The sequence below is a fragment of the Ruminobacter amylophilus genome (assembly GCF_900115655.1).
Lineage (GTDB): Bacteria > Pseudomonadota > Gammaproteobacteria > Enterobacterales > Succinivibrionaceae > Ruminobacter > Ruminobacter amylophilus.
The window spans coordinates 1-23,916 of the sequence record NZ_FOXF01000039.1 but is presented as its reverse complement, the minus strand read 5'-3'; the positions used below and the strand labels follow the sequence as shown (position 1 = coordinate 23,916).

The 23,916-nt window shown below is 40.9% G+C and carries 21 protein-coding genes and 1 pseudogene; 5 read left to right on the top strand and 17 right to left on the bottom strand.

The features are described 5' to 3' along the window. Positions 1–53: 53 nt before the first annotated feature. A complete protein-coding gene (locus tag BMY80_RS09030) occupies positions 54–1,265 on the top strand; it encodes an ISL3 family transposase (RefSeq protein WP_093142966.1) in 1,212 nt (403 codons plus the stop codon). Between the two features lie 82 nt (positions 1,266–1,347). Here BMY80_RS09030 and BMY80_RS09025 read toward each other — a convergent pair whose 3' ends face one another. From BMY80_RS09025 to pilM, 5 genes are read right to left on the bottom strand one after another with little or no spacing between them, the layout of a single operon-like run. Next, positions 1,348–3,447: a type IV pilus secretin PilQ gene (locus BMY80_RS09025; protein WP_093142963.1), complete on the bottom strand. Its 2,100-nt coding sequence runs from the start codon at positions 3,445–3,447 to the stop codon at positions 1,348–1,350. Positions 3,448–3,467: 20 nt separating this feature from the next. Further along, on the bottom strand, positions 3,468–3,974 hold the full coding sequence (locus tag BMY80_RS09020) for a pilus assembly protein PilP (RefSeq protein ID WP_232218299.1): 507 nt from the start codon (positions 3,972–3,974) through the stop codon (positions 3,468–3,470). A gap of 23 nt (positions 3,975–3,997) precedes the next feature. Next, positions 3,998–4,726 carry a type IV pilus inner membrane component PilO gene (locus BMY80_RS09015; protein WP_093142961.1) on the bottom strand — a complete coding sequence of 243 codons (729 nt, stop codon included), beginning with the start codon at positions 4,724–4,726 and terminating at the stop codon, positions 3,998–4,000. Then, on the bottom strand, positions 4,726–5,337 hold the full coding sequence (locus tag BMY80_RS09010; protein ID WP_093142958.1) for a PilN domain-containing protein: 612 nt from the start codon (positions 5,335–5,337) through the stop codon (positions 4,726–4,728). Before BMY80_RS09010 ends, BMY80_RS09015 begins: the two co-directional genes overlap by 1 nt. Next, positions 5,325–6,392, bottom strand: coding sequence for a type IV pilus assembly protein PilM (gene pilM / locus BMY80_RS09005; protein ID WP_031579610.1), 1,068 nt, complete (start codon positions 6,390–6,392; stop codon positions 5,325–5,327). Before pilM ends, BMY80_RS09010 begins: the two co-directional genes overlap by 13 nt. A 161-nt stretch (positions 6,393–6,553) precedes the next feature. Between pilM and BMY80_RS09000 the strand changes: the two genes are divergently transcribed. Then, entirely contained in the window at positions 6,554–9,028 is a 2,475-nt protein-coding gene (locus BMY80_RS09000) for a penicillin-binding protein 1A (RefSeq protein WP_093142955.1), read from the top strand. A gap of 259 nt (positions 9,029–9,287) precedes the next feature. On the opposite strand, the gene BMY80_RS08995 is transcribed toward BMY80_RS09000, so the two are convergent. From BMY80_RS08995 to cysK, 11 genes are all read right to left on the bottom strand, one after another. Then, entirely contained in the window at positions 9,288–10,460 is a 1,173-nt protein-coding gene (locus BMY80_RS08995; protein ID WP_031579612.1) for a pyridoxal phosphate-dependent aminotransferase, read from the bottom strand. Between the two features lie 15 nt (positions 10,461–10,475). Then, positions 10,476–11,819: a phenylacetate--CoA ligase family protein gene (locus BMY80_RS08990; protein WP_093142953.1), complete on the bottom strand. Its 1,344-nt coding sequence runs from the start codon at positions 11,817–11,819 to the stop codon at positions 10,476–10,478. A 13-nt stretch (positions 11,820–11,832) separates the two neighbouring features. Beyond that, positions 11,833–12,732 carry a thiamine pyrophosphate-dependent enzyme gene (locus BMY80_RS08985; RefSeq protein WP_031579614.1) on the bottom strand — a complete coding sequence of 300 codons (900 nt, stop codon included), beginning with the start codon at positions 12,730–12,732 and terminating at the stop codon, positions 11,833–11,835. Next, entirely contained in the window at positions 12,725–13,897 is a 1,173-nt protein-coding gene (gene porA / locus BMY80_RS08980) for a pyruvate ferredoxin oxidoreductase (RefSeq protein ID WP_093142950.1), read from the bottom strand. The genes BMY80_RS08985 and porA overlap by 8 nt, the downstream gene beginning before the upstream one ends. Further along, positions 13,898–14,224 carry a 4Fe-4S binding protein gene (locus tag BMY80_RS08975; protein WP_031579616.1) on the bottom strand — a complete coding sequence of 109 codons (327 nt, stop codon included), beginning with the start codon at positions 14,222–14,224 and terminating at the stop codon, positions 13,898–13,900. Further along, positions 14,214–14,753, bottom strand: a complete 540-nt coding sequence (locus BMY80_RS08970; protein WP_093142948.1) for a 2-oxoacid:acceptor oxidoreductase family protein — start codon at positions 14,751–14,753, stop codon at positions 14,214–14,216. Before BMY80_RS08970 ends, BMY80_RS08975 begins: the two co-directional genes overlap by 11 nt. Positions 14,754–14,995: 242 nt before the next feature. Beyond that, positions 14,996–15,919 carry a PLP-dependent cysteine synthase family protein gene (locus tag BMY80_RS08965; RefSeq protein ID WP_093142945.1) on the bottom strand — a complete coding sequence of 308 codons (924 nt, stop codon included), beginning with the start codon at positions 15,917–15,919 and terminating at the stop codon, positions 14,996–14,998. Positions 15,920–15,921: 2 nt separating this feature from the next. Then, complete coding sequence (locus BMY80_RS08960) at positions 15,922–17,082, bottom strand: trans-sulfuration enzyme family protein (protein WP_093142943.1); 1,161 nt, start codon at positions 17,080–17,082, stop codon at positions 15,922–15,924. 22 nt (positions 17,083–17,104) lie between these two features. Then, a complete protein-coding gene (locus BMY80_RS08955; protein ID WP_093142940.1) occupies positions 17,105–17,566 on the bottom strand; it encodes an S-ribosylhomocysteine lyase in 462 nt (153 codons plus the stop codon). Next, a complete protein-coding gene (locus BMY80_RS08950) occupies positions 17,563–18,510 on the bottom strand; it encodes a class I SAM-dependent methyltransferase (protein WP_093142938.1) in 948 nt (315 codons plus the stop codon). Before BMY80_RS08950 ends, BMY80_RS08955 begins: the two co-directional genes overlap by 4 nt. A 132-nt stretch (positions 18,511–18,642) precedes the next feature. Next, positions 18,643–19,572, bottom strand: a complete 930-nt coding sequence (cysK, locus tag BMY80_RS08945) for a cysteine synthase A (protein WP_093142935.1) — start codon at positions 19,570–19,572, stop codon at positions 18,643–18,645. A 542-nt stretch (positions 19,573–20,114) separates the two neighbouring features. On the opposite strand from cysK, the gene BMY80_RS08940 reads away from it, so the two are divergent. From BMY80_RS08940 to BMY80_RS08930, 3 genes are read left to right on the top strand one after another with little or no spacing between them, the layout of a single operon-like run. After that, the gene (locus BMY80_RS08940) at positions 20,115–21,200 is read left to right on the top strand and encodes an ABC transporter substrate-binding protein (protein WP_031579626.1); all 1,086 of its coding nucleotides are present in this window, start codon (positions 20,115–20,117) and stop codon (positions 21,198–21,200) included. A 58-nt stretch (positions 21,201–21,258) separates the two neighbouring features. Beyond that, complete coding sequence (locus BMY80_RS08935) at positions 21,259–22,068, top strand: ABC transporter ATP-binding protein (protein ID WP_031579627.1); 810 nt, start codon at positions 21,259–21,261, stop codon at positions 22,066–22,068. Then, positions 22,068–22,988, top strand: a complete 921-nt coding sequence (locus tag BMY80_RS08930; RefSeq protein WP_031579628.1) for an ABC transporter permease — start codon at positions 22,068–22,070, stop codon at positions 22,986–22,988. The genes BMY80_RS08935 and BMY80_RS08930 overlap by 1 nt, the downstream gene beginning before the upstream one ends. Before the next feature lie 71 nt (positions 22,989–23,059). Here the strand turns inward: BMY80_RS08930 and BMY80_RS08925 are convergent. Continuing rightward, positions 23,060–23,557: pseudogene (locus BMY80_RS08925) on the bottom strand (EAL domain-containing protein); the annotation flags it as partial. Between the last annotated feature and the right edge of the window lie 359 nt (positions 23,558–23,916).

Here is a 23,916-nt window from a genome sequence, read left to right as displayed (position 1 = left end):
CCAAAACCTTAAAATCCGTTTATTCTTTCGAAAGCAACCGCCAAACGTCGAACATGAGATGTCCTTTTTGCGGGAAAATGAACGTGTATGTTCATGCCAGACATTCCACGGAAATTAAGGATTTTCCGTTTCTTCCAAAACACAGGCAAAGTCCTGTTTTTTACTACCATGGTTATAAATGCAGAGAATGCGGACATCATTTTATGGAACCTATTCCCGCAAAAGTTCCGAATGCCAGAATAACCATACGGGCAGCTGAATGGATTAAAGGACTGTTATCCAGGAACATGCCTGTTTCTGCAGTTGCGGAGATTACCGGTTTTCATTGGGAAACAGTTAAGAAAATTCATCTTGGATTCATGGATGAATTCCTCAGAAAGCGTAAAGAAGAACTTCAGCGTTCCGGATACAAACCTACATATCTTGCGGTTGATGAATTTGCAATACACAAAGGCCACAGCTATGCATCCTGCGTAATGGATCTGGAAACCGGAGAAATCCTGTGGGTTGGACAAGGTCGTGGCATGGAAGATTTCAGGAAATTCTTCAAGGAGTATGACATGGAACGGTTAAATAATGTAAAAGCCTTTGCCATGGACATGAACGCTTCCTTTAACCGTCTTGTTGAAGAATACATGCCTAAAACTGAGATTGTCTATGACCGTTATCATATGCAGGCACAGTACGGAAAGGATGTTCTCGGTTCCGTCAGACTCGAGGAAGCAAGAAAGCATCAGGATAAGGCAAATGAATTAAAAAAACTGGCTGGGACTGTTGATGATAAAGAAACCCTGCAGAAACTTAAACAGAACATACGGAATGAAAATCAGGGTTACACCCGGCTAAAAAAGGCACGCTGGGCTGTGTTAACCAACAGTCGGAATCTTAGCGAGTCAGGAGGAGAAGCCTTAGATAAAATACTTAACTCGCACAGTGATTTGGCCACCTGCTATGCAATGAAAGAAGAAATGAACCGTCTGTTTGAATTACGTGATAAAGAAAAAGCTTACTATGGATGGATGAAATGGTTTCTGGCAGCGGAGGAAAGCGGAATACCGCAACTGCAGAAGTTTGCAAAGCTTAAGGTAAAGCGACTGAAAGGATTGGTAGCTCACGCTACCCATCCCATCAGTACAGGAAAATTAGAGGGTATGAACAATAAAATTAAAGTGGCTAAAAGAATTGCATACGGCTACAGAGATGAAGACTATTTCTTTACTCTAATTCGATACCAGTCCTCTCTCAGATTCCCAACAATTCCGTGAAGAGCCAAAAATAGTCAAGATGTTGGATTAATTAAAAAAGGCTGTCTTTTCAGACAGCCTTAAATTTAACTAACTAATACTTTTACATTGTTTCCTTGAGGATGTGTGGAGTAATGAACACTAACACTTCTCTCTTAGAATTGGTGTTGTCAACACTCTTGAATAACCAGCCAAGTACTGGAATATCGCCGAGTAAAGGAACCTTCTTTACAGTACGTGATACAGACTGCTGGAAGATACCACCAAGTACTAAAGTTTCTCCGTTACCAACGAGAACCTGAGTATTTAATTCACGGGTTTCAATTGACAGAGAAGAAGTACCGAATGACTTAACTTCATCACCCTTATCATCCTGAGTAATAGCTAAATCAAGGAATACAGAATCATCAGGAGTGATCTGAGGAGTTACCTTTAAACTCAGTACAGCCTTCTTCCATTCAATAGTTGTATTACCTGCAGAAGATGCAGTGATTGACGGAATTTCATAACCCTGTTCAATGTAAGCTTCCTTCTGGTTGGTTGTGGTAATGCGTGGGCTTGAAATAATATCAGTACGCTTTTCAGTTTCCAGAGCCTTGAGAGCCAGATTGATGGCAAAATTCTTGGTGATACGACCAAGGGAGAATGTGCCACCATCAGTAGGAACGTCAGTAGAAGTACCATGACCTGCATACCACTTACCATCATCAGGCTTACCAGTAGATAAAACGCCGTTATTGGTGTCCATACCCCAGTTGATACCTAACGCAGTCTCAGCTGATTCATCAATTGAAACAATTCTTGCTTCAATAACAACCTGCTGTACTGGAGTATCAAGAGTATCAACCAGACGTCTGATGTTTGCTATAGAGGATTCAGTATCCTTGATGATAAGAGTATTAGTTCTTTCATCAACAGTTACAGTACCACGAGAGGACAGCAGACTGTCAGTAGAATCAGCAGAATTTGAAGAGCCGTAAGCGTTAGTATTGTTAGCCTTTATAGATAAGGAAGAGTCCTTAGTAGAAATCAGCTTAACAAAATCAGCAGCCTTTGCATAATTAATCTGGATAAAGTCAGTTACCAAAGGTTCCTTAGCTGTCTTCTTATCCTGTTCTTCAAGCTGCTTCTGTTCATACTGAGCGAGTTCTTCCTGAGAACCAATAAGAAGAATAGTGCCTTCTACACGCTTATCCAAACCTTTAACTCGAAGAATGGTGTCTAAAGCCTGATCCCAAGGTACACTATCAAAATTGATAGTAATGTTACCGGTTACAGAATCATTCATTACGAGGTTAAGATTAACTTCCTGAGCTAAAACCTTTAAAGCAGAACGTACAGGTACATCCTGGAAAGATAATGAAATAAGCTTGCCACTATACTTCTGGGTATTATCAAGTTTAACAACAGGCTTCTTCTTAGCTACATTAATTACAACAGTATCTCCTGACTGATCAAACTTAGCATCAAATTCAGCATTATACATTGTAAAGTCGAGAACAGCACCATCAGCTGTCTGAGATACGTCAATAGACTTAACCTGAGTTGCATAATCAGCGACATCCATAACTGCCAGTAAATCAGGAGCTACATTAGTACCATGGAATTTAGCTATAAGATGAGTTCCCTTAGGCTGTAAATCGAGGGCTGCACTCTTGTTATCAAGAGTAACAACAACAAGGCCGTCACCTGCAGAATTCTTCTTGAATGATAAAGCGTTGATACGATTAATACCACCGGCAACTGACTTATCTGCGTTGGTGTTTATAATGTCAGGAGTATTAACACCATTTCTAGCTGCAGCAACACGTGGGTCAGTACCGATAGTTACATACAGAGAATTATTCTGCTGAGACACTTCGTATGGAACAAGTGACTTAAGGCCAAAAACAACATCCAAGCCATCACCGTTCTGCTTCACGTTCATGTCCTTTATACCCTTAACATTTACATCAAGAGTATCTTTCAATAAGGCAGATTCAGCATCTGACAGATTGATTACCAACTGTTCTGGATGATACTGAAGTCTATCCTGATATGAACCAATAGGACCATCAAACTGAAGTTCAATCTTAGTCTGACTAGCATACTGATCATTAACCTTAACGTTTTCGAGCTTGGTAGCTGCCTCGGCAGGCAGTACAACGCCAGCCACGGTAGCCAGCATTACAAAAAGCCCTAATTTATTTTTTTGTAAATTCATAATTTTTCCTGCCTGCTAAACTATTCCGCTGTAATTAAATCTAAACGACTGGAGCGCTTATCCCAACAACCCTTACCGTCGGAAATAAACTCTTCAACTTCAACTGAGTCAGGTGCAACACGTACAACCTTACCAAAGTTTAACCCCATATGCATACCTGGAGTTACGTTAACCAAAACACCATCTGCTGTCTGGATAATTGCTTTCAGCTTTCCATCAATGCTGATGGTTCCCTTCATAAAGAGGTTATCCAAAGCAAACTGTTCCAGTTCCTCCATTGGTCTTTCACGATCCGGCTGCTCACAATCTAATGGTTTGAGAGGCTGAACCATTGAAATTTCTGGTTTTGGTAAAACAAACGGCATTCTGTCAGTTTTAGGTTCAAACTTCATAGCTACAAAGGTGTTAACCTTAGGTAACTCTTCAATTCTAGACGTAGCCTGGCGAAGAGCATTCTGAGCAGTCTGCTGAATGTCATCATCATATTTACCACAGGCACTTAAGCTGACGGCAGTTGTTAGAAGCAAAGTAACCAATGCTAACTTTTTCATTATCTGCCTCCCTTATTTCTTCTGCTTGAACGGTCACTGCCCTTCTTCTGTACAACATTGTTATAACGGAAGGTCTTAGCTAACATATTCATTTCGAGAAGTTCACCATCACTTACAGCTGGCTGTGCTTCCTGAGTTGAAATGGTGGTAACATTACCATCTTTTGGTCTTTCTTCAGATGCTTTTACTGCCTTTGCTTTTGTAGTATCAACATGCTTCAGAGAAAACTTATCAATAGTAACAATTCGTGGTAAAGCAGCAACATCTGCAGCAAAGCTACCTAACTGCTGGTATGTACCGGTAACAAATATACTCATTGGTAACTCTGTATAAATGTCCTGAACAATTTCACTTTCCCACTTAATACTAATGAGATTCAGACCATTATCCTGAGCAATAAAACTGATATCGTCAAGAAGATTAGCTACTTCGTTACTGTTAGGTAACTGACGTAACTGTGCATCAAGCAAACTTTCCAGCTCTACAATCTGTTCCTTGTACTGTTCCAGATTAACAGCCATCTTTGCTTTTTCATCGAACTGTTTGCGGAGATCGGTTTCAATGTTTTCCTTCTTTTCAATCTCTTCAAGCTGTTCCATATTCAGAGCTACGAATGAACCACCGACAATGGCTGCAACCAGAAGAAAACCAGTCAAATAACGGAGAACCTGAGGCCATGTTTCAATGCGGCTAACATCAAAATCTCCGACACCAAGATTACTAGCCATTATCTACCTCCTTTCATTGAATTGTTCGGCGCCTGAGCATTATTCTGACTGTCAAGGACACTGAATAGCATATCGAACGCGTATAATCCATCAGGAAGAGTTGGAATAATCTTTTTACCATCTCTCACTTCAGCCTTGGTCTGAGTAATAGTGCCGTTACCAAGCCACTGGCTGTTATCAATGTTACGTAACATTGAAGACAGACGAGGGTTAGATTCAGCTAAACCACCAAGTTTAACAATACGATTATCATAGTTCATGTAGCCGAGATAAACACCTGAAGACACCAGTGTTGGTAAATCAGAGTAGAGATGCACCGGAATATTACGACTCTGCTGAAGTTTATCAATCGCATTCATACGATCGATAAGTTCCTGACGTCTCTGCTTGAGTTTTTCAATTTCAGCAATTTTCTGATCAACTACTTTTATTTCATTCTTCCACTGACTGTTTCTGTCTTCCTGATTCTGAATTCTCCAATCAAGAGCGAAATAAATCAGAATGGCAACAATTGCTCCAGCAAAGAGAAAAACAACCATGAGTTGAAGAAAATTCTTTCTCTGACGTTCCTTTATTACCTCACGCCATGGTAAAAGGTTTATATTGGACATGGTTCAAAACTCCTTAAAGCCAAACCTAGAGCAGTCATGAACTTGTAACCTTGAGGGTTTTCTTCATTCTTTAACTTAGGGAACTGCTTGAAGATATCAACGCACTTAACATCCTTTCTTAACAAAGAAACCATCTGTTCAGTCAGACCATTTAATAAACAACCACCGCCAGTCAGTACAATCACATCAAGATCATGATGAGTTGAAGACGAGGTGAACAACTGAATGTTACGCTTGATATTCTGAGCAAGCTGAGTCATAAATGGATTTACAACTTCGCTTGTAGCATCTGCCGGCATTCTGTTCTGAATCTTGGATTTTTCAGCATCATCATAAGGTAAGCCATAAGCATTACAGAGATTCTGAGTAACATTGTCGCCACCAAAGTTCTGTAAACGCTGATAAATTACTTCACCCTTGTAAACAACACCGAAAGTGAGTGTTACTGCGCCAACATCGACAATACCAACAGGTTTTTCATCACAAAGGACATCAAACCCTGGAACAAATGCCTTAACGGCTCTTGCCAAAGCGTGAACTGAAACGTCCACAACCTTAACTTCCATACCCAGAGTATCAAAGATAGCGCAACGATCGGTTACACTCTGAGAACGAGCACCACTTATAAGAACATCCTGTTTTTGGTTATCAACGAAATTATCACCTAGGACTTCATAGTCAAGATTAATTTCCTCTAATGGGAATGGTATCAGCTGTTCTGCTTCAGAGTTAATGAAATTACTTAACTCAGTTTCGCTCTGACCTGCATCAACCTGTATCACCTTTGAAATAACACTTGACCCCGAAACAGATGTTGCTATGTATCTTGGTCTTTGTCCGATACGCTTAATCAAAGTTCTGCAAGCATTGACTACCTTTTCCATATCATGAATCTGGTAATCAACAATAGATCCCTTTGGAGTTGGGACTTCTGCAACCGCAGTGATTTGAACAGTACCAGGCTTTCCACTAATAGCAACAGCCTTAATAGATTGGCTTCCAAAATCCACGCCTAGGAGCGGATATAGGTTACCTTTGTTTTTCATTCCAGCCATAATTGCATCCGTGCTGATTAACATTTTACTCGTTCTTTTATAATAACTTTAAATTTTTGGATCGTGCCAAAAAAATCTTTATTGATGTACTCTATTTTGAGCTAGGTAACAAATTATTATATAATTAGATAAAATTACGTCATGATATATGGATTAAAAAAATGATTTTTATATGGTTGAGACGAATAATCTGGTTTTTCCTTTTTATTATCAGTCTTTGTATGGCTGCAGGTTGCTTCTATTATTACCACGTTAAAAGTACTCTACCTGATGTCAGCCAATTAAAAGAAGTGAGCTATGAAACACCACTTCAGATTTATTCTGCCGATAATCTTCTTATAGGTGAATTCGGAACTGACAGAAGAATCCCACTGGAATTTGAACAGATTCCGCAGCAGGTTAAAGACGCTTTTATTGCTATTGAAGACCGTAATTTCTATAACCACATAGGTATAGATCCCAAAGGGATACTGAGAGCTGTAAAAGTTTTGTTTGAAAAAAGAACCATGTCCCAGGGCGCAAGTACCATTACTCAGCAGGTAGCACGAAACTTCTTCCTGTCTCCAGAGAAGAACATAACCAGAAAACTCAAAGAAATTTTTATTTCTATCCATATGGAACAGGAGCTTACTAAGGATGAAATTCTTACTTTATATCTTAATAAGATTCCTTTCAGTCATCATGCCAACGGCATAGCGGCGGCAGCGTACATATATTTCGGAAAGACTGTAGATGAACTGACCCTCGGTGAAACGGCCATTCTTGCTGGAATGCCAAAAGCACCTTCATCCAACAATCCTATCTCTCATCCGGATAAAGCCCGTGAACGCCGACATACTGTTCTCGAAAGTATGCTGATTACAGGGAAAATCACTAAGGAACAGTTTGAAGAAGCGGATAAGGAGCCTATCAATTCCTATTACCATGCTCCCAAAATAGAGGCCAATGCCGGATATGTTGCAGAATCAATCAGACAGACTTTGGAAGCAACTTATGGTGATGCCATCTACAGCGAAGGCTTCAAAGTATATGCCACTGTGGACAGTCGTGTTCAGGAAAAAGCCAATCAGGCGATATACAACGGTCTTACCGATTATGATATGAGACACGGTTACAGAAAACCTGAAAACATAGAAGAACTTAATATTGATATTAAAGATACTGATGCGTGGAAGGCAGAACTGAAAAAACGTCAGCTGTACGACTACATTACGCCGGCTCTGGTGCTTACACTTCAGGCTGACAACAGCGCCAACATTGTTTTTGCCGACGATACAAAGTCATCAATCACATGGAACAATATTAAGTGGGCATCAAATTACGATAACCATAAGAAAAATACTCACCACCCTATTGAAAAGATCCTCAAACCAGGTGATATTGTATATGTGCACAAAAAGGAAAACGGAGAATACGGTCTGAGACAGGTTCCTCAGGTTCAGGGCGCACTGGTTTCCGTAAACGCACAGACCGGCGCAATATTGTCAATGGTTGGCGGATACAGTTATAAGAAGAGCAGTTTCAACAGAGTTGAACTATCAAAACGTCAGGCTGGTTCAAATATCAAACCATTCCTTTACAGTGCAGCTCTTGCTAAAGGCTTTACTCTGGGTACCTATGTTGCCGATGAGAAATTCTCTATCTGGAATAAATGGAGTAATCAGACATGGTCTCCAAAGAACTCTCCAAACGTATATGAAGGTCCTATTCCGCTTAGAGTAGCTCTTGCAAAATCCAAAAACGTGGTTTCCGTACGCATTCTTAACCAGATAGGCGTATCAAACTTCGTTAAGCACCTGAAAAAATTCGGTATTGATGTTAATCAGAAATACTATCAGAATCTTTCTCTTGCTCTTGGTGCCTATGAAATAACTCCACTTGAACTTGTTACTGCATACAGCACATTTGCCAACGGCGGTTATAAGATTGAGCCGTACCTCATTGACAAGATTGTCGTAGGTAGCAACGAACAGGTAATTTATGAAGCCAATCCTGCCATTGCCTGTCCTGACTGTGAAGACGCAGTGACAAATACAATCGTTCCTGAAGTCATTGAGGAACAGGCCAAATACCTTGAAGACAACAACTATGCTGAACAGGTTATAACGCATGGCAACGCATTCCTTATAAGCGATACCTTAAAGAGCGTTATACATGGCGGATACGGTCCAAACGGTCCGTTCAACGGCACGGGAACAAGAGCCAGGGCAATGAACCGTCCGGACATAGCAGGTAAGACCGGTACCACCAATGACAGCCGTGATGCCTGGTTCAGTGGCTTCAATGCCAATATTGCCACAACCGTATGGGTTGGTAACGACAACTTCTCCAAAACACTCGGTCGTGGGGAGTCTGGTGCTAAAACAGCTTTACCTATATGGATTGAATTCATGAGCTATCTGCTTAAAGATCAGCCGGTAGCTTCTGTTGAAAAACCTGATTATGTGGTTAAAAACAGTATCTACGGATATCCCGAATATATGATTAGTAATACTAACGACATCAATTTCGGTTCTACCTCATCCGATGAACCTCAGACATATATTCAGCAGGACCAATACGGTTCCGATATTCAGTCTGTACCTGTAACTCAGCCTCAGAATACACAGCCTTCATCAATCGAAGATCTGTTCTAATCTAACCATAAAGATAGTTTCCTCAGTTCAATGGGGAAACTATCAGTCACTTACTTAGTAAGTTCTCTGTTCATTATGGCTCATTAACCAGAATTGATAACCCAGACATCTGATAGACTTCTTTTGACAGTTGTTTAAGAATAATCATGATTAACAGATCAGTAAATACTTTTATATCGTCAAAAGTAAAAAACCACCGTTAAACTAACGGTGGTAAATCAGAGCAGAATAAATGAATTATTATTGCCTCAGAAACTGTTTATTTTCGAAGTTTAAGCTTATCTCTAATACTTGAAAGACGATCCAGAGCTTCTATTAAAGTCTCATCTTTTTTAGCAAAATGCAGTCTGATATACTGTTTTACTTTTCCATCTTTAAAAAAACTGGATCCTGGAACAGCACCAACCCCTACAACAGAAGCCAGATCCTCACAAAACTTCAAATCATCATCATAGTCAAATTCAGAGATATCAACGAGAACATAATATGCTCCCTGAGGCACAGTATGTTTCAGGCCAATCCTGTCAAGCCCCTGCAAAAACAAGTCGCGTTTATGAGTATATTTATCCTGCAAATCTTCATAATACTCATTACCGAAATTCAGAGCTGTTACAGCTGCCTCCTGCAGAGGAGCCGCAGCACCGACGGTCAGAAAATCATGGACCTTACGAACATTATCAATAATGAACGAAGGAGCAATCACATACCCCAGACGCCAACCTGTGATTGAATAGGTTTTTGAGAGTGAGCCGCAGGAAATGGTTCTATCCCACATTCCTGGAAGTGATGCCATGTATACGTGATGATTCGGAGAATAAACTATGTGTTCATATACTTCATCGGTTATCACGAACACATCATATTTAACGGCAAGATCGCCTATATATCTCAGTTCATCCTCAGTAAATACCTTTCCACATGGATTTGAAGGATTACAGAGAATTATTGCCTTAGGATGAAGGCGAAAAGCTTCTTCCAGTTCGTCTTTATCAAAGCTGAATGACGGTGGTATGAGATTCACATATACCGGTTCAGCTCCGGATAAAATGGCATCAGCCGCATAATTTTCATAAAACGGAGAAAATACAACGACTTTATCACCAGGATTTGTAACTGTTAAAACGGCTGCCATCATTGCTTCAGTACTACCTGAGGTTACAACAATTTCTCCTTCAGGGCTAATTTTTCTGCCCATTAGCTTTGACTGTTTTTCAGCCAGCGCCTGTCTGAAATTTGCGGCTCCCCAGGTAATTGAATACTGATGATAATCCTCATAGGCCACCTGAGACAGTCGCTCAAGCAACTCACGCGGAGGGTCGAAATCCGGAAACCCCTGTGAAAGATTTACCGCATTGTACTTCTGGCAGATTCTGGTCATTCTGCGAATAACCGAATCCGTAAAAGTTCCGCATCTTTTGGATATTGCAGCCATTTCTCAGCATTCTCCTTAAATATTGTAGCTCAAACTACGTTCATCAATAATACGCTTTGACTTATGTTCTGAACGAGTATTAAGAGCTCCGTCAGGATGAATTACAACCTTGGCCGGCTTAACACCTACTCTGGCCTTAATTGCGGCTGAAACTCTTGCTGCCAGATCTTCATCTGATTCAGGATTGTCTGAATTCTTTTCAACTTCAACGTTATACTTGCAGGTAAGATCCTTTTCGTAAATTCTTACCAGATATTCACCGGTAATACCATCAATACCGCGAATTACAGCTTCAATATCGCTAGGGAACACGTTAACAGCTGAAACAATGAACATATCATCCTTTCTACCGAGAATATGAATTCTTCCGTGTGTACGTCCGCATGAGCACTTGGTCTGATCGATTCTGCCGATATCACCGGTTCTGAATCTAATCATAGGTCTTGCCTTCTTGCGAAGTGTGGTATAAACAAGCTCACCAACCTCACCGTTAGGAATAATCTTGCCGGTATGAATATCAACAGTTTCAACATAGATCTGATCTTCAGCAATATGAAGTCCATCTTTTGCATCACACATTGCAGCACAGGCACCATAAATATCAGACAGACCGTAGAAATCATAAACTTTGGCGCCCCACAGGTCTTCAATTGCCTTTCTGGTAGTATCGATTGAACCGCCCATTTCACCGGCTACGATAATGGTTCTGATTGACAGATCCTTCTTAGGGTCAATGCCGTGCTTCTTCGCGGTTTCGCCAAGGTACCAGGCATATGAAGGGCTTGTCCAGATAATGGTTGGCTGGTAAGTTTTGAGAACAAACAACAGTCTTTCACTTGGAAGGGTACCGCCCCAGATACATAAAGCTCCTAAGTTTTGAGCACCGATTACGTCAGGACCGCCAACATAGAGAGAGAAATTAAGAGCATGAATATATCTGTCCTTTGGTCTCATGCCTACCTGCCAGAACCAGCGACTTTCTGTATTCTGGAATTCATCAAAATCCTCTTTGGTAAACGGACTGATTGTTGGAACACCGGTTGAACCTGAAGAAGATGAAATAAAAATAACCTCTTCTTCAGGCACACAGCACAGTTCTCCAAGGAATGAACCTACACCCTGAGTTTCACGTTCAGTCTTCTTATCGATAAACGGGAACTTAGACAGATCTGACAGTTCATGAATATCTTCAGGCTTTAAACCTGCAGCGTCAAATGAGCGCTTATAATAAGGGGAGTTTTCATACGCAAACTTAACAGTTTCCTTAAGACGTTCCAACTGAAGTTTTTCCAATTCCTCACGAGGCATGGTTTCAATATGCTCGTCCCAATACTTACGTTCCTTCTGAATTTCAGCCATAAATCTTATTCTCCTAATTGTTATATACGTTGTTTATGTAATTCCATTTTTTATTTCTGGATTCAGTTATCTTTTCAATATCTTCATCTGTCAGATGGGCAAATCTTCTCTGTTTTTTTATAAAGTTCTTCACATCGGAAAACTCTTTAGGCTTCTTAGACAGAAAAAATTCTCCATTCTGATATTCAGCCAGAACCCAAAGTCCTGACTCTACAGCCTCTCTGGCTATATCCACAGTATCACTGCTCTTTATTCCCCACCCCACCGGGCAAGGACACAGAACATGAATAAATCTTGTGCCTTTAATACCTGCCGCCTTCTGAATCTTTTTAATCAAATCAGGCATATTTCCAACCGTAGCAGTGGCAGCATAAGGAATACCATGTGCTGCAACTATTTCAAAGAGATTCTTCTTATCAGTAAGATTTCCCTTTCCTCCACCGCACACAGGAGTTGTTGTGGTAGAAGAACCATACGGAGTAAGTGAACTCTTCTGAATACCTGTATTCATATAAGCTTCGTTGTCGTAACATATATAAAGGATGTCATCATTACGATCTATCGCACCGGACAAAGCCTGAATACCTATATCGGCTGTACCGCCATCCCCCGCAAAGCCAACAACCGGCACGTCAGTTATTCCCTGAGCCCTGTACCCTGCTGCAATACCTGTCATCATTGATGCAGTTCCTGCGAATGTGGATATTATGGAGTTATTTGCAAACGCAAGCTGAGGGAAATTAAAACCGACAGCTGACATGCATCCCGCAGGAAGTACGGAAACAGCTCTGCGCCCAAGTACCTTTAGGGCAATTCTTACGGCGAGGCTGCCACCACAACCTGGACAGGCCTTATGTCCGTAAAAAAATTCATCATCAGTAAGTGTTCTGGCATTTAGAACTTTATCATTCATCGTATTCATCCTCACTGACTCCCAGGAATGTAACCATTCTGCCTGAACCACTCTTTATATCATCAAAAATCCGCAGTATATCCTCATGAGAAATATCCGCACCGCCCAGTCCGCCAACATAATTATATGAAGGGATGCTTAATCCATGGGAATACAGTGCTGATTTCACATTGGTATAGACTGTTCCCTCGTAACCGAAGGATATATCCTTTTCCAACACTGCAAACGCTCTGGCATTCTTTAAAGCTTCATAAATTTCTACATCAGGGAAAGGTCGGACATAACGTATTCTTACCAAACCAACTCTGATTCCGGCATTTCTCAATTCATCCACGACCTCTTTTACAAGGCCGGCCACTGTTCCTAAAGTAACAATAACGTACTCAGCATCAGATGTTTTGTATTCCTCTAACAAACCGCTGTATTTTCTTCCGAAAACATCTGAAAATTCGCGCTCAGCTTCCTCTATTACCTTTTTTGCCCTGAGCATGGCTCTGTGCTCACGAAACTTGAATCTGAAGTTCTGTTCCGGTCCTACTGAAAAAGCCAGATTTCTGGGATTGTCAAAATCAAACCGGTTATCAGTTCTGTATGACGGCAAAAATCTGTCAGCCTGTTCCTGTGTCGGAACATCAACAACTTCATAAGTATGAGTCAGTACAAAGCCGTCCATATTAACCATAAACGGAGTCATTACGCGAGAATCCTCAGCAATGCGATAACTCATCAGTGCCAGATCCAGGGATTCCTGGGCATCCAGGGCATAAGCCTGAATCCATCCCTGATCCAGTAAGCCAAGAGAATCTCTCTGGTCACCGTAAATATTCCACGGAAGCGCTGTAGAACGATTAGCATTCATCATTACTACAGGAAATCTTCCGCCGGCCGCATAGTGAAGGCACTCGGCCATGTACAAAAGCCCCTGGGATGAAGTGGCTGTAAAAGTTCTGGCTCCGGTGGCTGAAGCCCCTATGGCACACGACAGTGCGGAATGTTCAGACTCAACATGTATAAATTCAGTCTTTAGACTTCCGTCCTCATGCATTTCTGCCAGTTTCTCAACAACTACGGTCTGCGGTGTAATCGGGTACGCGGAAACAACCTGAACTCTGGATAATCTGATTCCGTGAGCAAAAGCTTCATTTCCTGAAAGAAAAGTTCTCACTTATGACTCCTTCTCCATAGTTATGGCACACTTACGGCACACCTTAGAACAGATTCCGCACCCCTTGCAGAAATCGTAATCAATCTCAACCTTCAGCTTCTTTTCAAGCTGCTTTTTAAAAATACATCCGTCTGGACAATACAGGTAACACTCAAGACAACCTATACACTTTTCGTTGTCCACAACAGGCTTGACAGTTCTCCATGATGCATTTGCCGTGGTAAGAAAACCGCCTTCATAACAGGTTGCCTCAGGGATTTCATCTGGAGATGAAGGAGAAGTCTGCCTTAATGAAGGCTTTAACGTCTTTTTCTGTTCATCGCTCATATCTGTTTCCTGACTCGTAAGCCTGTTTTAAAATCTCTATGTTCTTAGCCCTGATTCTTGAGGGAAGACTGTTCTCTGCAACAGAAATAAGACTGTCAAGAGCTATTTCACCTGTGTAACCCGCCCAAAATCCTAAAATAGCCGTATTGGAAATAGGCAGTCCCAATATCTTTTCTCCCAGACCAGAGGCATCGAAGCGGATAATTCTTTCATCGCGATGAACATCCTCGTCTTTGGAATTAACAAAGATTAATCCTCCTGATTTCAGTTCATTTTCATAGTCTTCAGTCAACAAAGACTGGTCTAGATAAAGCACATAATCAGCTCTGGCGATAACGCTTCTGTCCCCTATCATTCTATCGGCAATTCTGTTAAACGCTCTTACAGGAGCGCCTCTTCGTTCAGGACCGAATGACGGAAAAGCAATGGCATAATTGCGTTCACTCTGAGAAGTAAAAGCGGCTCCCAGAAGTCTGGATGCGGTAAACGCCCCCTGACCGCCTCTTCCATGCCATAAAATCTCTTTCATTACCTATTATTCCTATTGCTTTGATATGCTTTGTATTTTAAATATAGATTTTCCATTTGTCAACAAGCAAAAACGACAATACACAGAAAAAAATAAATAATTAAAAAACTGTTATTTTACAAAGGACAAAGATGCGTTAGTTATATATCATCTGTTGTAAGGACGATTTTTACCGAATCATACATATTAAAACCGTCCTGATAACATTTAATATAACTTACATGATCGCCATGGTTACGACATCACGCATAAAGATTTCTGCTGAAATAACGATCTCCGCGATCAGGCAGAATCACAACGATATTCCCATGAACCCCCGGAGTCTTAGCCAGTCTTACGGCAGCAGAAACAGCTGCACCGCTGGACGACCCTGCGATAATACCTTCTGTTTCTGCAAGTTTTTTACAGTATTCATATGACTCGGCATCATTTATCTTTATGACTTTATCAACCAGCGACATATCCATGGTAGCAGGAATAAAGTCATTACCAATCCCCTCTACGTCATAATCACCGTGTTCACCTCCGCCCATGGTTGAACCTTCAGGATCAACCAGAACTCCGGTAATATTCTGCTTTTGGGACTTGAGATATTTTAGAACGCCGCTATATGTTCCACCACTGCCTGCTCCGGCAACAACGTAATCAATATCTCCCTCAAGATCATTCCATATCTCAGGACCTGTTCCTTCATAATGAGCGAGAGGATTACTGCTCAGCTTGAACTGATTAATGATTACCGCGTTTTCAGTATTTTTCACAATTTCGTCAGCCTTTACCGAAGCTTCAAGCATTCCACCTTCCCTTGAGGTACTCACAATCTCCCCACCTAATGCCTTCATCAGGGTCTGTTTTTCAGGAGAAAACTTTTTCGGAACAACAAATATAATCCTGTATCCTCTCCCCAGAGCGGCAAATGCAACTCCTAGCCCGGCATTCCCTGCGGTCGGCATGACAATCGTACTTTTACCCGGTGTAATCAATCCTTTTTTTTCAGCTTCATCAAGCATATACCTTCCGGCCCTGTCCTTTACACTTCCTGAAGGATTCCACAGCTCAAGCTTAGCAAAAAGTTTTACTCCTTCAGGTAACTCAGCTATTCGTGACAGTTCAACCAAAGGAGTATTCCCAACCAGTTCCTGCATTGATTTATATATTCTGCCCATGATTATCTCCTGCTTGCTTCCAGTGCCTGTTTAATATCATCAATCAAATCGTCTGCGTCCTCAATTCCTACTGACAACCTCAGCAGTCCGTCAGAAATTCCAATTTTTTTTCTGATATCTGCAGGAATTGATGCATGAGTCATGCTTGCAGGATGACAAACAAGAGATTCGACACCTCCCAAACTTTCAGCCAGCATTATCAAATTAAGATTTTCCAGGAACTTTTCCGGAGAATATCCGGGAGCCAGCTCAAATGAAAGCATGGCTCCTCCTTTTGAAGCCTGAGTAAGATTAAGACTGTATCCCGGATCTGAAGGATGACCAGGATAATAAACACGGTTTACTGCAGGTTCATTAATCAGATAACTTACGATTTTTTCAGTATTGGAAACATGTCTGTCCATTCTCACGCCAAGAGTCCTGATACCTCTTATTAATAAGAATGAATCAAAAGGCTGTAACACACCTCCCGTGCTGTTCTGAATAAATGCCAGTCTGTCTGCCAGACCTGTTCCGTTAGCCACAATGGCAAGACCTGCGATCAGATCACTGTGGCCGCCAAGATATTTTGTTGCACTGTGGACAACAATATCTATCCCCAGTTCAATAGGACGCTGAAGATACGGGGTCATGAAGGTGTTATCAACAATGGAAAGAATGCCGTGTTTCTTTGATATTTCTGCGACGCCGCGGAGATCCGTAATTTCTAAAAGCGGATTAGTTGGAGTCTCTATATAGATTGCCTTAACTGATGAATCAATTTTTTCCTCTATATTATTTAATTTTGTTGAATCCACCAGTTCATATTTAAGACCGAATCTTGTAAAAACCTTGTCCAGGACGCGGAAAGTTCCACCATACACATTGCTGGATACCAGAATCTTATCGCCGGCATTGAACAACATCAGAACAGCGGATATTGCAGCCATGCCTGATGCAAAAGCGAAACCGGCCTCACCACCTTCAAGCTCAGCTATAAGCTTTTCAAGTGCGGCTCTTGTCGGATTACCGGTTCTGGAATATTCCCATCCGCCTGTCGGTTCACCAAGTTTTTTTTGTCTGTATGTTGATGTCTGATATATAGGAACGTTTACAGCTCCAGTCTGCCCGTCCGGTGTAAATCCCCCGTGAACCAGCTTTGTCGCAAATCTCTTGTTACTCATAATTATCTCCCTATCATTATTCTTATCTTCTGTAATTTAATTGTTCTTCAGTCCATGAACTAATAATTCTACAGTACTCCTCAGCCTCAACTCTGGCTCCTGGAAGATCCTGATTAAGATAGTTTCCACATTCAATTCTGCTGCCACCGGGAATTTCATCATCATATTTGCTTATAAAACTGAATGCCTCCTGAACAAGCCTTATCACAGCCCTTTGGGTAATCGTACTGCGAAGCAACAGATAGAATCCTGTTCTGCATCCCATCGGACCTACATAAACCACACTTTCCCCAAGACTCGAGCCTCTTAAGTAGGACGCAAGAAGATGTTCTATCGTGTGCAGGGCTGCATTATCCAGATATCTGCCGGCATTAGGTTTTTTCATCCTTAAATCATAGGTAACAACATCTTTGTCAATTTTGGAAATGTATATGCCAGGATTAAGAAGATCATGATTAATGGAAAAACTTTCAATTTTTTTCATTTATCTTCCTCCGTCTCAGGTCCCCTTCTGTAAATTCCGCTGATTAAGTGAATATTTTCAAAGGCATGCAGTCCGTCGGTTCTGTCTCTGAAATAATGATGTTCGATTCTCCTCGGGGTAAGGTGATTAACTACTGCGAAACCGGCTTCGTTTAAAGCCTCTCTTATTTCATCAACGCGAAATCCGTGAATCATGGGCTCACCGAAGGTATCTGTTATCTCAGCAAGCGTTCTTACCCTGTCTACAGCATTACTGTCAAAGGTGGTTTCATCAGGGAAGTCGAAAACAACCATGTTACCTTCACGTGCAAGGGATGAAATACTCAGCAGAGTTTCCTTAAAGGTATCCAGAGAAAGATAGTAAGTTACTCCAAGTATACTGAAAACGGTTGGAACGGATGGATCAAGACCATATTCTTTCAGTTTATTTAAAAGGCTGTCTTCTCCGAATCTTACCGGAACAAAGTTAACACCGGATGGAATCTGCCATTCAAGTTCCTTTACACGGGCAAGTTTGAATTTCTGCGTGTCGGGATGGTCTACTTCAAAAACCCTTATGTTCTCGTTTGGGTTTCTGAAAGCAAAAGTGTCCATCCCGGCCCCCAGAATTACATACTGGACACGTCCTTTGGTTCTCTTGGCGAATCTATTTATCAGACGTTCAGTAAAATCAATCCTAGTTAAGGGAATTGGAGAAATATATGTAGCAAGATTTTTAACAAAGCCTGCTCTCTCACGTATATTTCCGGCAATGAGATTATTCGACGAATTGTCATATTTCTGAAAATTGGCAGAGATGACTTCTGCCATTTCCATATAGCCGTCAAATCCCATAAGATCAAAAGCCAGATAATCGTCAAAAATTTTATGTTTTACAAAATTTGAGTGATGAGCTCGTGCAAAAGCACACAACTTTGCTGTTGTGCTTTCCTGTAAAGTTATCATTTTCTTTCCTGTCAGTTAAATCAATAAAAAAAGTAATTTTAATGACTAAACCAACAACAGCTGTTAGCCCCCAGAAACTTCCCGTCATACCAGGCTTTCATATGAGTTATTAACATTTGTACGGCTCTCATCTTAGGCAAACAGTGCGGTTGAAAGATATCTGTCACCATCGTCCGGTAACAGAACAACAATGTTCTTGCCCGAATTTTCCGGTCTTGAAGCCAGAACGGAAGCAGCTTTCAGTGCTGCACCTGATGAAATACCAACAAGAATTCCTTCTGTTCTCGCAAGTTTCTTTCCGTAAGCGAACGCATCTTCATTATCAATGGTAATGATCTCATCGTAAACAGAACGATCAAGTGTCGCAGGAACAAAACCAGGTCCAATACCCTGAATCTTATGAGGTCCAGCCTTGCCTGTTGAAAGAACCGGGGAACCAGAAGGTTCAACAGCCACAATCTTAATGTTCGGATTCTTACTTTTCAGATATTTTCCGGTACCTGAAAGAGAACCGCCGGTACCAACGCCGGCAACAAAGATATCTACAGTTCCATCAGTATCATTCCATATTTCCGGACCTGTTGTTTCAAAATGAGCCTTCGGATTTGCCGGATTGGTAAACTGCCCGGGAATAAAACTTCCAGGAATCTTGGCTGCCAGCTCTTCAGCTTTTTCGATAGCTCCTTTCATTCCCTTCGCACCTTCAACCAGCTGAAGTTCAGCACCATAAGCCAGGAGAAGATTTCTTCTTTCTATTGACATGGTGTCCGGCATGGTAATGATTACGCGATAGCCCTTTGCTGCTGCGACAAATGCCAGCCCCAGCCCTGTGTTACCGGAGGTTGGTTCTATAATTACAGAGCCTTTTTTTAAAACACCACGTTTTTCAGCATCCTCTATCATTGCAAGGGCAATTCTGTCTTTTACGCTTCCTGCAGGATTAAACAGCTCCAGCTTAGCAAGAATCTTTCCTGTAAAACCTACCTCAGAAGCAAGACTTGAAAGTTCCACTAAAGGAGTATTACCAACCAAATCAGTAATCTTTGAATAAATTCTGCTCATATATACATTCCCATTATTTGTTTTATTATTTCCGATATGTTTAGTATGTTTTCACTTATGTATACAATTATAAATTTTAATTTATACTAGTCAAGTATGTTTAGTATGTTTTTGTAAAAAACTTTATAAAACAGGTACACTACAAGATAAGATGTTATTTCGTTATTGCAGCCAAACAGCATCAAAAAAAACTGTATCACCAGAAATATTTTTCATTATTTTTGTTTATAAAACTTTTTTCCATATTATGTACATTATCTCAGAAGTATATACACCACGAATCTAACTTCAATACTCTTTCTTTGGAGATTCCGAAAAATTTATGGTTGCAAAAATCAAAAAATCTAATTATGATCACATATGCTATAATTCATATATGTTTACTATGCTTTAGTAACATAATGAAATTTTTACTACTTAAACAACTATTCAATTAAATTTAACCAGAAGGAAAAAGCCATCCAAAAACTGATTACCTGATTCGTATGATGTTTTCACGGACTGACTTTTCCCCGCTGGGAACAAGTATCATAGGAGATATTATGCTTAAGACTAAAGCATTATCATTGTTCATCTATGCATCCATTACTCTTGGTGGTGCTTTTATCCCGCCAAACACAATGGCTGCTGATGAACCGGTTTTGGGACAATCCGTTAAAGAACAGACACCTTTTGCACTGGGATACCTTACAACCACCAGTCACCTTCTTGCTTTCATTGCCAAAGAACAGGGGTATTTTGCGGAAGAAGGGCTTGATGTTGAACTAATTCCTTTTGCAAGCGCCGGTGAACTTGCCACAGGCCTGGAGGTTGGTAAACTTGATGTTGCTCTTATCGGTTCCGTTCCTTCTTTAACATTCCAGAGCAATGGACATGACCTGACAATTTTCGGTGGTGCAATGAGTAACGGCCACGGATACGTCATCAAACCGGAATTTGTAAAAGATCATGAACCTACTGTTGAGGATCTTAAGGGACGTAATGTTGCCTCCGTTAAAAACAGTATTCAGGATCTTGAACTTCTTATTCTGTTAAAGAATCATAATCTCGAAATCGGTGAAGGTCCGGACAAAGTTAACATTGTATACTTTAACAGTCAGAAAGATGCCTTTGCGGCACTTCAGGGCAAGGAAATTGATGCGGCATCTTTCTTCCCTCCATTCTCATCAATAGCTCAGGCCAACGGTTATAAAGTTATCTATCACTGCAAAGACGTTGAAGAATTCAAAAATCAGCCTTGCTGCCGTCAGGTTGCTGAATCATCTGCACTAAAGAGCAAACCTGATGAATATTATCGTTTTGAAAGAGCTTTTATCAAAGCATATCACTATTTCAAGAGCGAACAGGACGGTACCGTCAAGATTGTAAAGAAGTATGTTGATATCGATCCTGAACGAATCAGATTTGAAGTATACGGCGGTAACAGCGACAGTAATCCGGATCCGGATAAAATCGCCACTACCCAGCTTAAAAATCAGGTTGTTGAAGCAGGATACACAAAAGATTACGACATAGATAAATTCTACAACACTGAAATCTACCAGAAGGCTCTGAACAGCATCATCAATGAATTCCCTGATGACGCTATTTATCAGTCACTGAAAGATCATTTTGATAAATATCAATAATAACCGGAAAACTTTCTGACAATTCTTCTTTAGGAATTGTCAGAAACCGGAGGAACACATGAACAAGATAGAAATAGATAATATAAGCCTAACATATCACACCGGTAAAACCTCTTTTCAGGCTCTCTCTAATGTATCCTTCAATATTCAGGATGGAGAGTTTGTTAGTATCATTGGTTCATCCGGATGTGGTAAAAGTTCTCTTTTGGGGATTCTAGAAGGTCTCACAGCCCCCACGTCCGGACAGGTGAGAATTAATGGCAAAGATATTCAGGGGCCCGGCAAAGAAAGAAGCGTAGTCTTTCAGCAGTATGCTCTTTTTCCATGGATGACTGCGGAAAAAAACGTAGCCTTCGGTCTCAAGCAGGTAAAACCTGATTTAAGCAGAAAGGAACGTCTTGAACTTGCTAATGTATACCTGCAGAAAGTTGGTCTGGCCGAAGCCGGGAAAAAATATCCTCGAGACATGTCAGGCGGTATGCAGCAGCGCGTGGCCATAGCCAGAGCCTTGGCAATGGATACTGAAATACTTTTAATGGACGAACCTTTCGGAGCGGTAGATGCAAAAAACAGAGTTATTCTTCAGGAACTGCTTTTAAAACTCTGGGAAGGCGATGGAAATCAGAAAAAGAAGACCGTCGTGTTTGTAACCCATGATGTTGATGAAGCTATTCTGCTTTCAGATCGCATCATAATGATGAAGGCAAACCCTGGGCAGGTTAATAAGGAAATCAAAGTGCCGCTGCCACGACCAAGAAATCGTTCTGAACTTGTGAAAACTCAGGAATATTCTCAGATACGAAATGAAATCATGGCTCTGTTTTTTGGAGATATTAAAGAAAAAATTGATCAGGAGGCAATGATCTAATGTCACCTAAAGTTAGATTTTTAAGATTTACTCATATTATATTCCTGCTGTTTGTGGGAATTGAGTTTTTTCTGCCTAACCAGATAACAAGAGAGCCGTTATCCGGTTATGCAATAGGTTTTGCCTCTTTAATTGAAATAATTACCCTGATTATATGTGCCGTTTCTAAGGATCGTCAGAAAGTAGATATGGCTGCGGATTTAGGCACATTTCTATTCATAATCCTTATCGGCTGGCAGCTTATGACTGCAAAATTCAATCTGGTGAAACCTATTCTTTTTCCACCTGTAGGGATAATAGTCAATCAGTTCATTGAAGATTTGCCTCAGATAGGCGTAAACATTCTTTCTTCTCTGAGCATTATAGTGGAAGGATATATTTTAGGTCTGCTGGCGATCCCTGTCGGTTTGTTTCTGGCAACAAGCAAACGTGTCGGAAACATTTCCGGTCATGTTGCCGGTTTCCTTGGTGCAATTCCGCCGATTGTTTACATTCCATATGGTATTGCCCTTCTGCCGACCTTCAGATCAGTATCGGTACTGGTAATATTTCTGGCAACCTTCTGGCCGGTATTCATGGGTACAATCAGCGGTGTGAAAAACGTTGACAGCAGACTGCTAAATTCGGCCAAGGTTCTTAACCTCAGCAGATTCAGCACAATGATTCACGTAATTCTTCCGGCATCCTTGTCCCAGATTTTCGTAGGAGCAAACTTAGGCTTATGCATATCATTCATTCTTCTTACATCAGCTGAAATGATCGGTGCCAGAGCAGGCCTTGGTTTCTATGTAAAGAACTATTCGGATCTCGGCGACTATACCAGAACTCTGGTTGGTATTGTGGTTATCGGTGTCGTAGTTGTTATATCAACATGGATCGTTGGAAGCATTCAGAACAGAATGCTTAAATGGAAATCATAAGAAATAATTATCACTTTTAACATCAAAAGGCCCACTGCAACTACAAACTGCAGGGGGCCTTTTATTCTCAATTACTTGTTTACAGTAACTGACATACTTTCTTTTTTACCGATTTTATCGGAATAATGATCATCCAGTTTTTCAAATGAATCATGAACCTTGCTGATCCATACACCGTTTTTCACATCATTTACAAAATCGTAAACCTGTTCTGGAGGAAGAGGTTTGGAGAAATAGAACCCCTGAATTACATCAACTCCTTTTGACTGCAGATATTTCAGTTCCTTGCCGCCCTCAACACCTTCTGCTATCAGGGATAAATTAAAAGCCTGGGCCAGCATTATAATCGCATTAACAATCTGCTGATTTCCTTTACTTGAGTCAATATTGGTAACAAACCGACGGTCAATCTTTAATTTATCCAACGGAAAACTGCTGAGATAACTAAGGTTTGAATATCCCGTACCAAAGTCATCCATACTGATTTTAACCCCCATGCCTCTGAGAGTTTCAAATGATTTTCTGGAATCACTATCCTTACTCATCAGCATACTTTCTGTTATTTCAAGTTCAAGATTGAACTGTACCCTTTGTCAAGGACATTTAAAATTTTAGTTATCCATAATTTCGGACAACTAAAATTCAAGTTACCCCATTCATTAGACATGGCATAAATTAAGTGCCCATTCTATTGGACATACCTTTAAATTATGAGGTAGGTACTCTCTGTATTTACTACGGGATACCCCCGTACTTGTCCTCGGTTACCCATTAGCGAAAGTAGCATGCTGAGAGTACCGAGGGAATCTATATCACTCCCTAATTAGGGAATCCTCATGTCTGAGTTACGTTGCTGATGTCTGTTTCTACTTGTTCTGCTCCCAGTTCCGAGGCTGTCTTTACCGGCTTAGGAGGGACTGGCTTATTA

Coding starts and splice junctions, on each gene's coding strand:
- BMY80_RS08985 (WP_031579614.1), bottom strand. CDS start 12,732: ATGAATGATAAAGTTCTAAATGCCAGAACACTTACTGATGATGAATTT.
- BMY80_RS09000 (WP_093142955.1), top strand. CDS start 6,554: ATGATTTTTATATGGTTGAGACGAATAATCTGGTTTTTCCTTTTTATT.
- BMY80_RS09025 (WP_093142963.1), bottom strand. CDS start 3,447: ATGAATTTACAAAAAAATAAATTAGGGCTTTTTGTAATGCTGGCTACC.
- cysK (WP_093142935.1), bottom strand. CDS start 19,572: ATGAGCAGAATTTATTCAAAGATTACTGATTTGGTTGGTAATACTCCT.
- BMY80_RS08955 (WP_093142940.1), bottom strand. CDS start 17,566: ATGAAAAAAATTGAAAGTTTTTCCATTAATCATGATCTTCTTAATCCT.
- BMY80_RS08970 (WP_093142948.1), bottom strand. CDS start 14,753: ATGAAAGAGATTTTATGGCATGGAAGAGGCGGTCAGGGGGCGTTTACC.
- BMY80_RS08965 (WP_093142945.1), bottom strand. CDS start 15,919: ATGGGCAGAATATATAAATCAATGCAGGAACTGGTTGGGAATACTCCT.
- BMY80_RS09030 (WP_093142966.1), top strand. CDS start 54: ATGAGATGTCCTTTTTGCGGGAAAATGAACGTGTATGTTCATGCCAGA.
- BMY80_RS08975 (WP_031579616.1), bottom strand. CDS start 14,224: ATGAGCGATGAACAGAAAAAGACGTTAAAGCCTTCATTAAGGCAGACT.
- BMY80_RS08990 (WP_093142953.1), bottom strand. CDS start 11,819: ATGGCTGAAATTCAGAAGGAACGTAAGTATTGGGACGAGCATATTGAA.
- BMY80_RS08960 (WP_093142943.1), bottom strand. CDS start 17,082: ATGAGTAACAAGAGATTTGCGACAAAGCTGGTTCACGGGGGATTTACA.
- BMY80_RS08935 (WP_031579627.1), top strand. CDS start 21,259: ATGAACAAGATAGAAATAGATAATATAAGCCTAACATATCACACCGGT.
- BMY80_RS08940 (WP_031579626.1), top strand. CDS start 20,115: ATGCTTAAGACTAAAGCATTATCATTGTTCATCTATGCATCCATTACT.
- BMY80_RS08995 (WP_031579612.1), bottom strand. CDS start 10,460: ATGGCTGCAATATCCAAAAGATGCGGAACTTTTACGGATTCGGTTATT.
- BMY80_RS08930 (WP_031579628.1), top strand. CDS start 22,068: ATGTCACCTAAAGTTAGATTTTTAAGATTTACTCATATTATATTCCTG.
- BMY80_RS09015 (WP_093142961.1), bottom strand. CDS start 4,726: ATGGCTAGTAATCTTGGTGTCGGAGATTTTGATGTTAGCCGCATTGAA.
- BMY80_RS08950 (WP_093142938.1), bottom strand. CDS start 18,510: ATGATAACTTTACAGGAAAGCACAACAGCAAAGTTGTGTGCTTTTGCA.
- pilM (WP_031579610.1), bottom strand. CDS start 6,392: ATGGCTGGAATGAAAAACAAAGGTAACCTATATCCGCTCCTAGGCGTG.
- BMY80_RS09010 (WP_093142958.1), bottom strand. CDS start 5,337: ATGTCCAATATAAACCTTTTACCATGGCGTGAGGTAATAAAGGAACGT.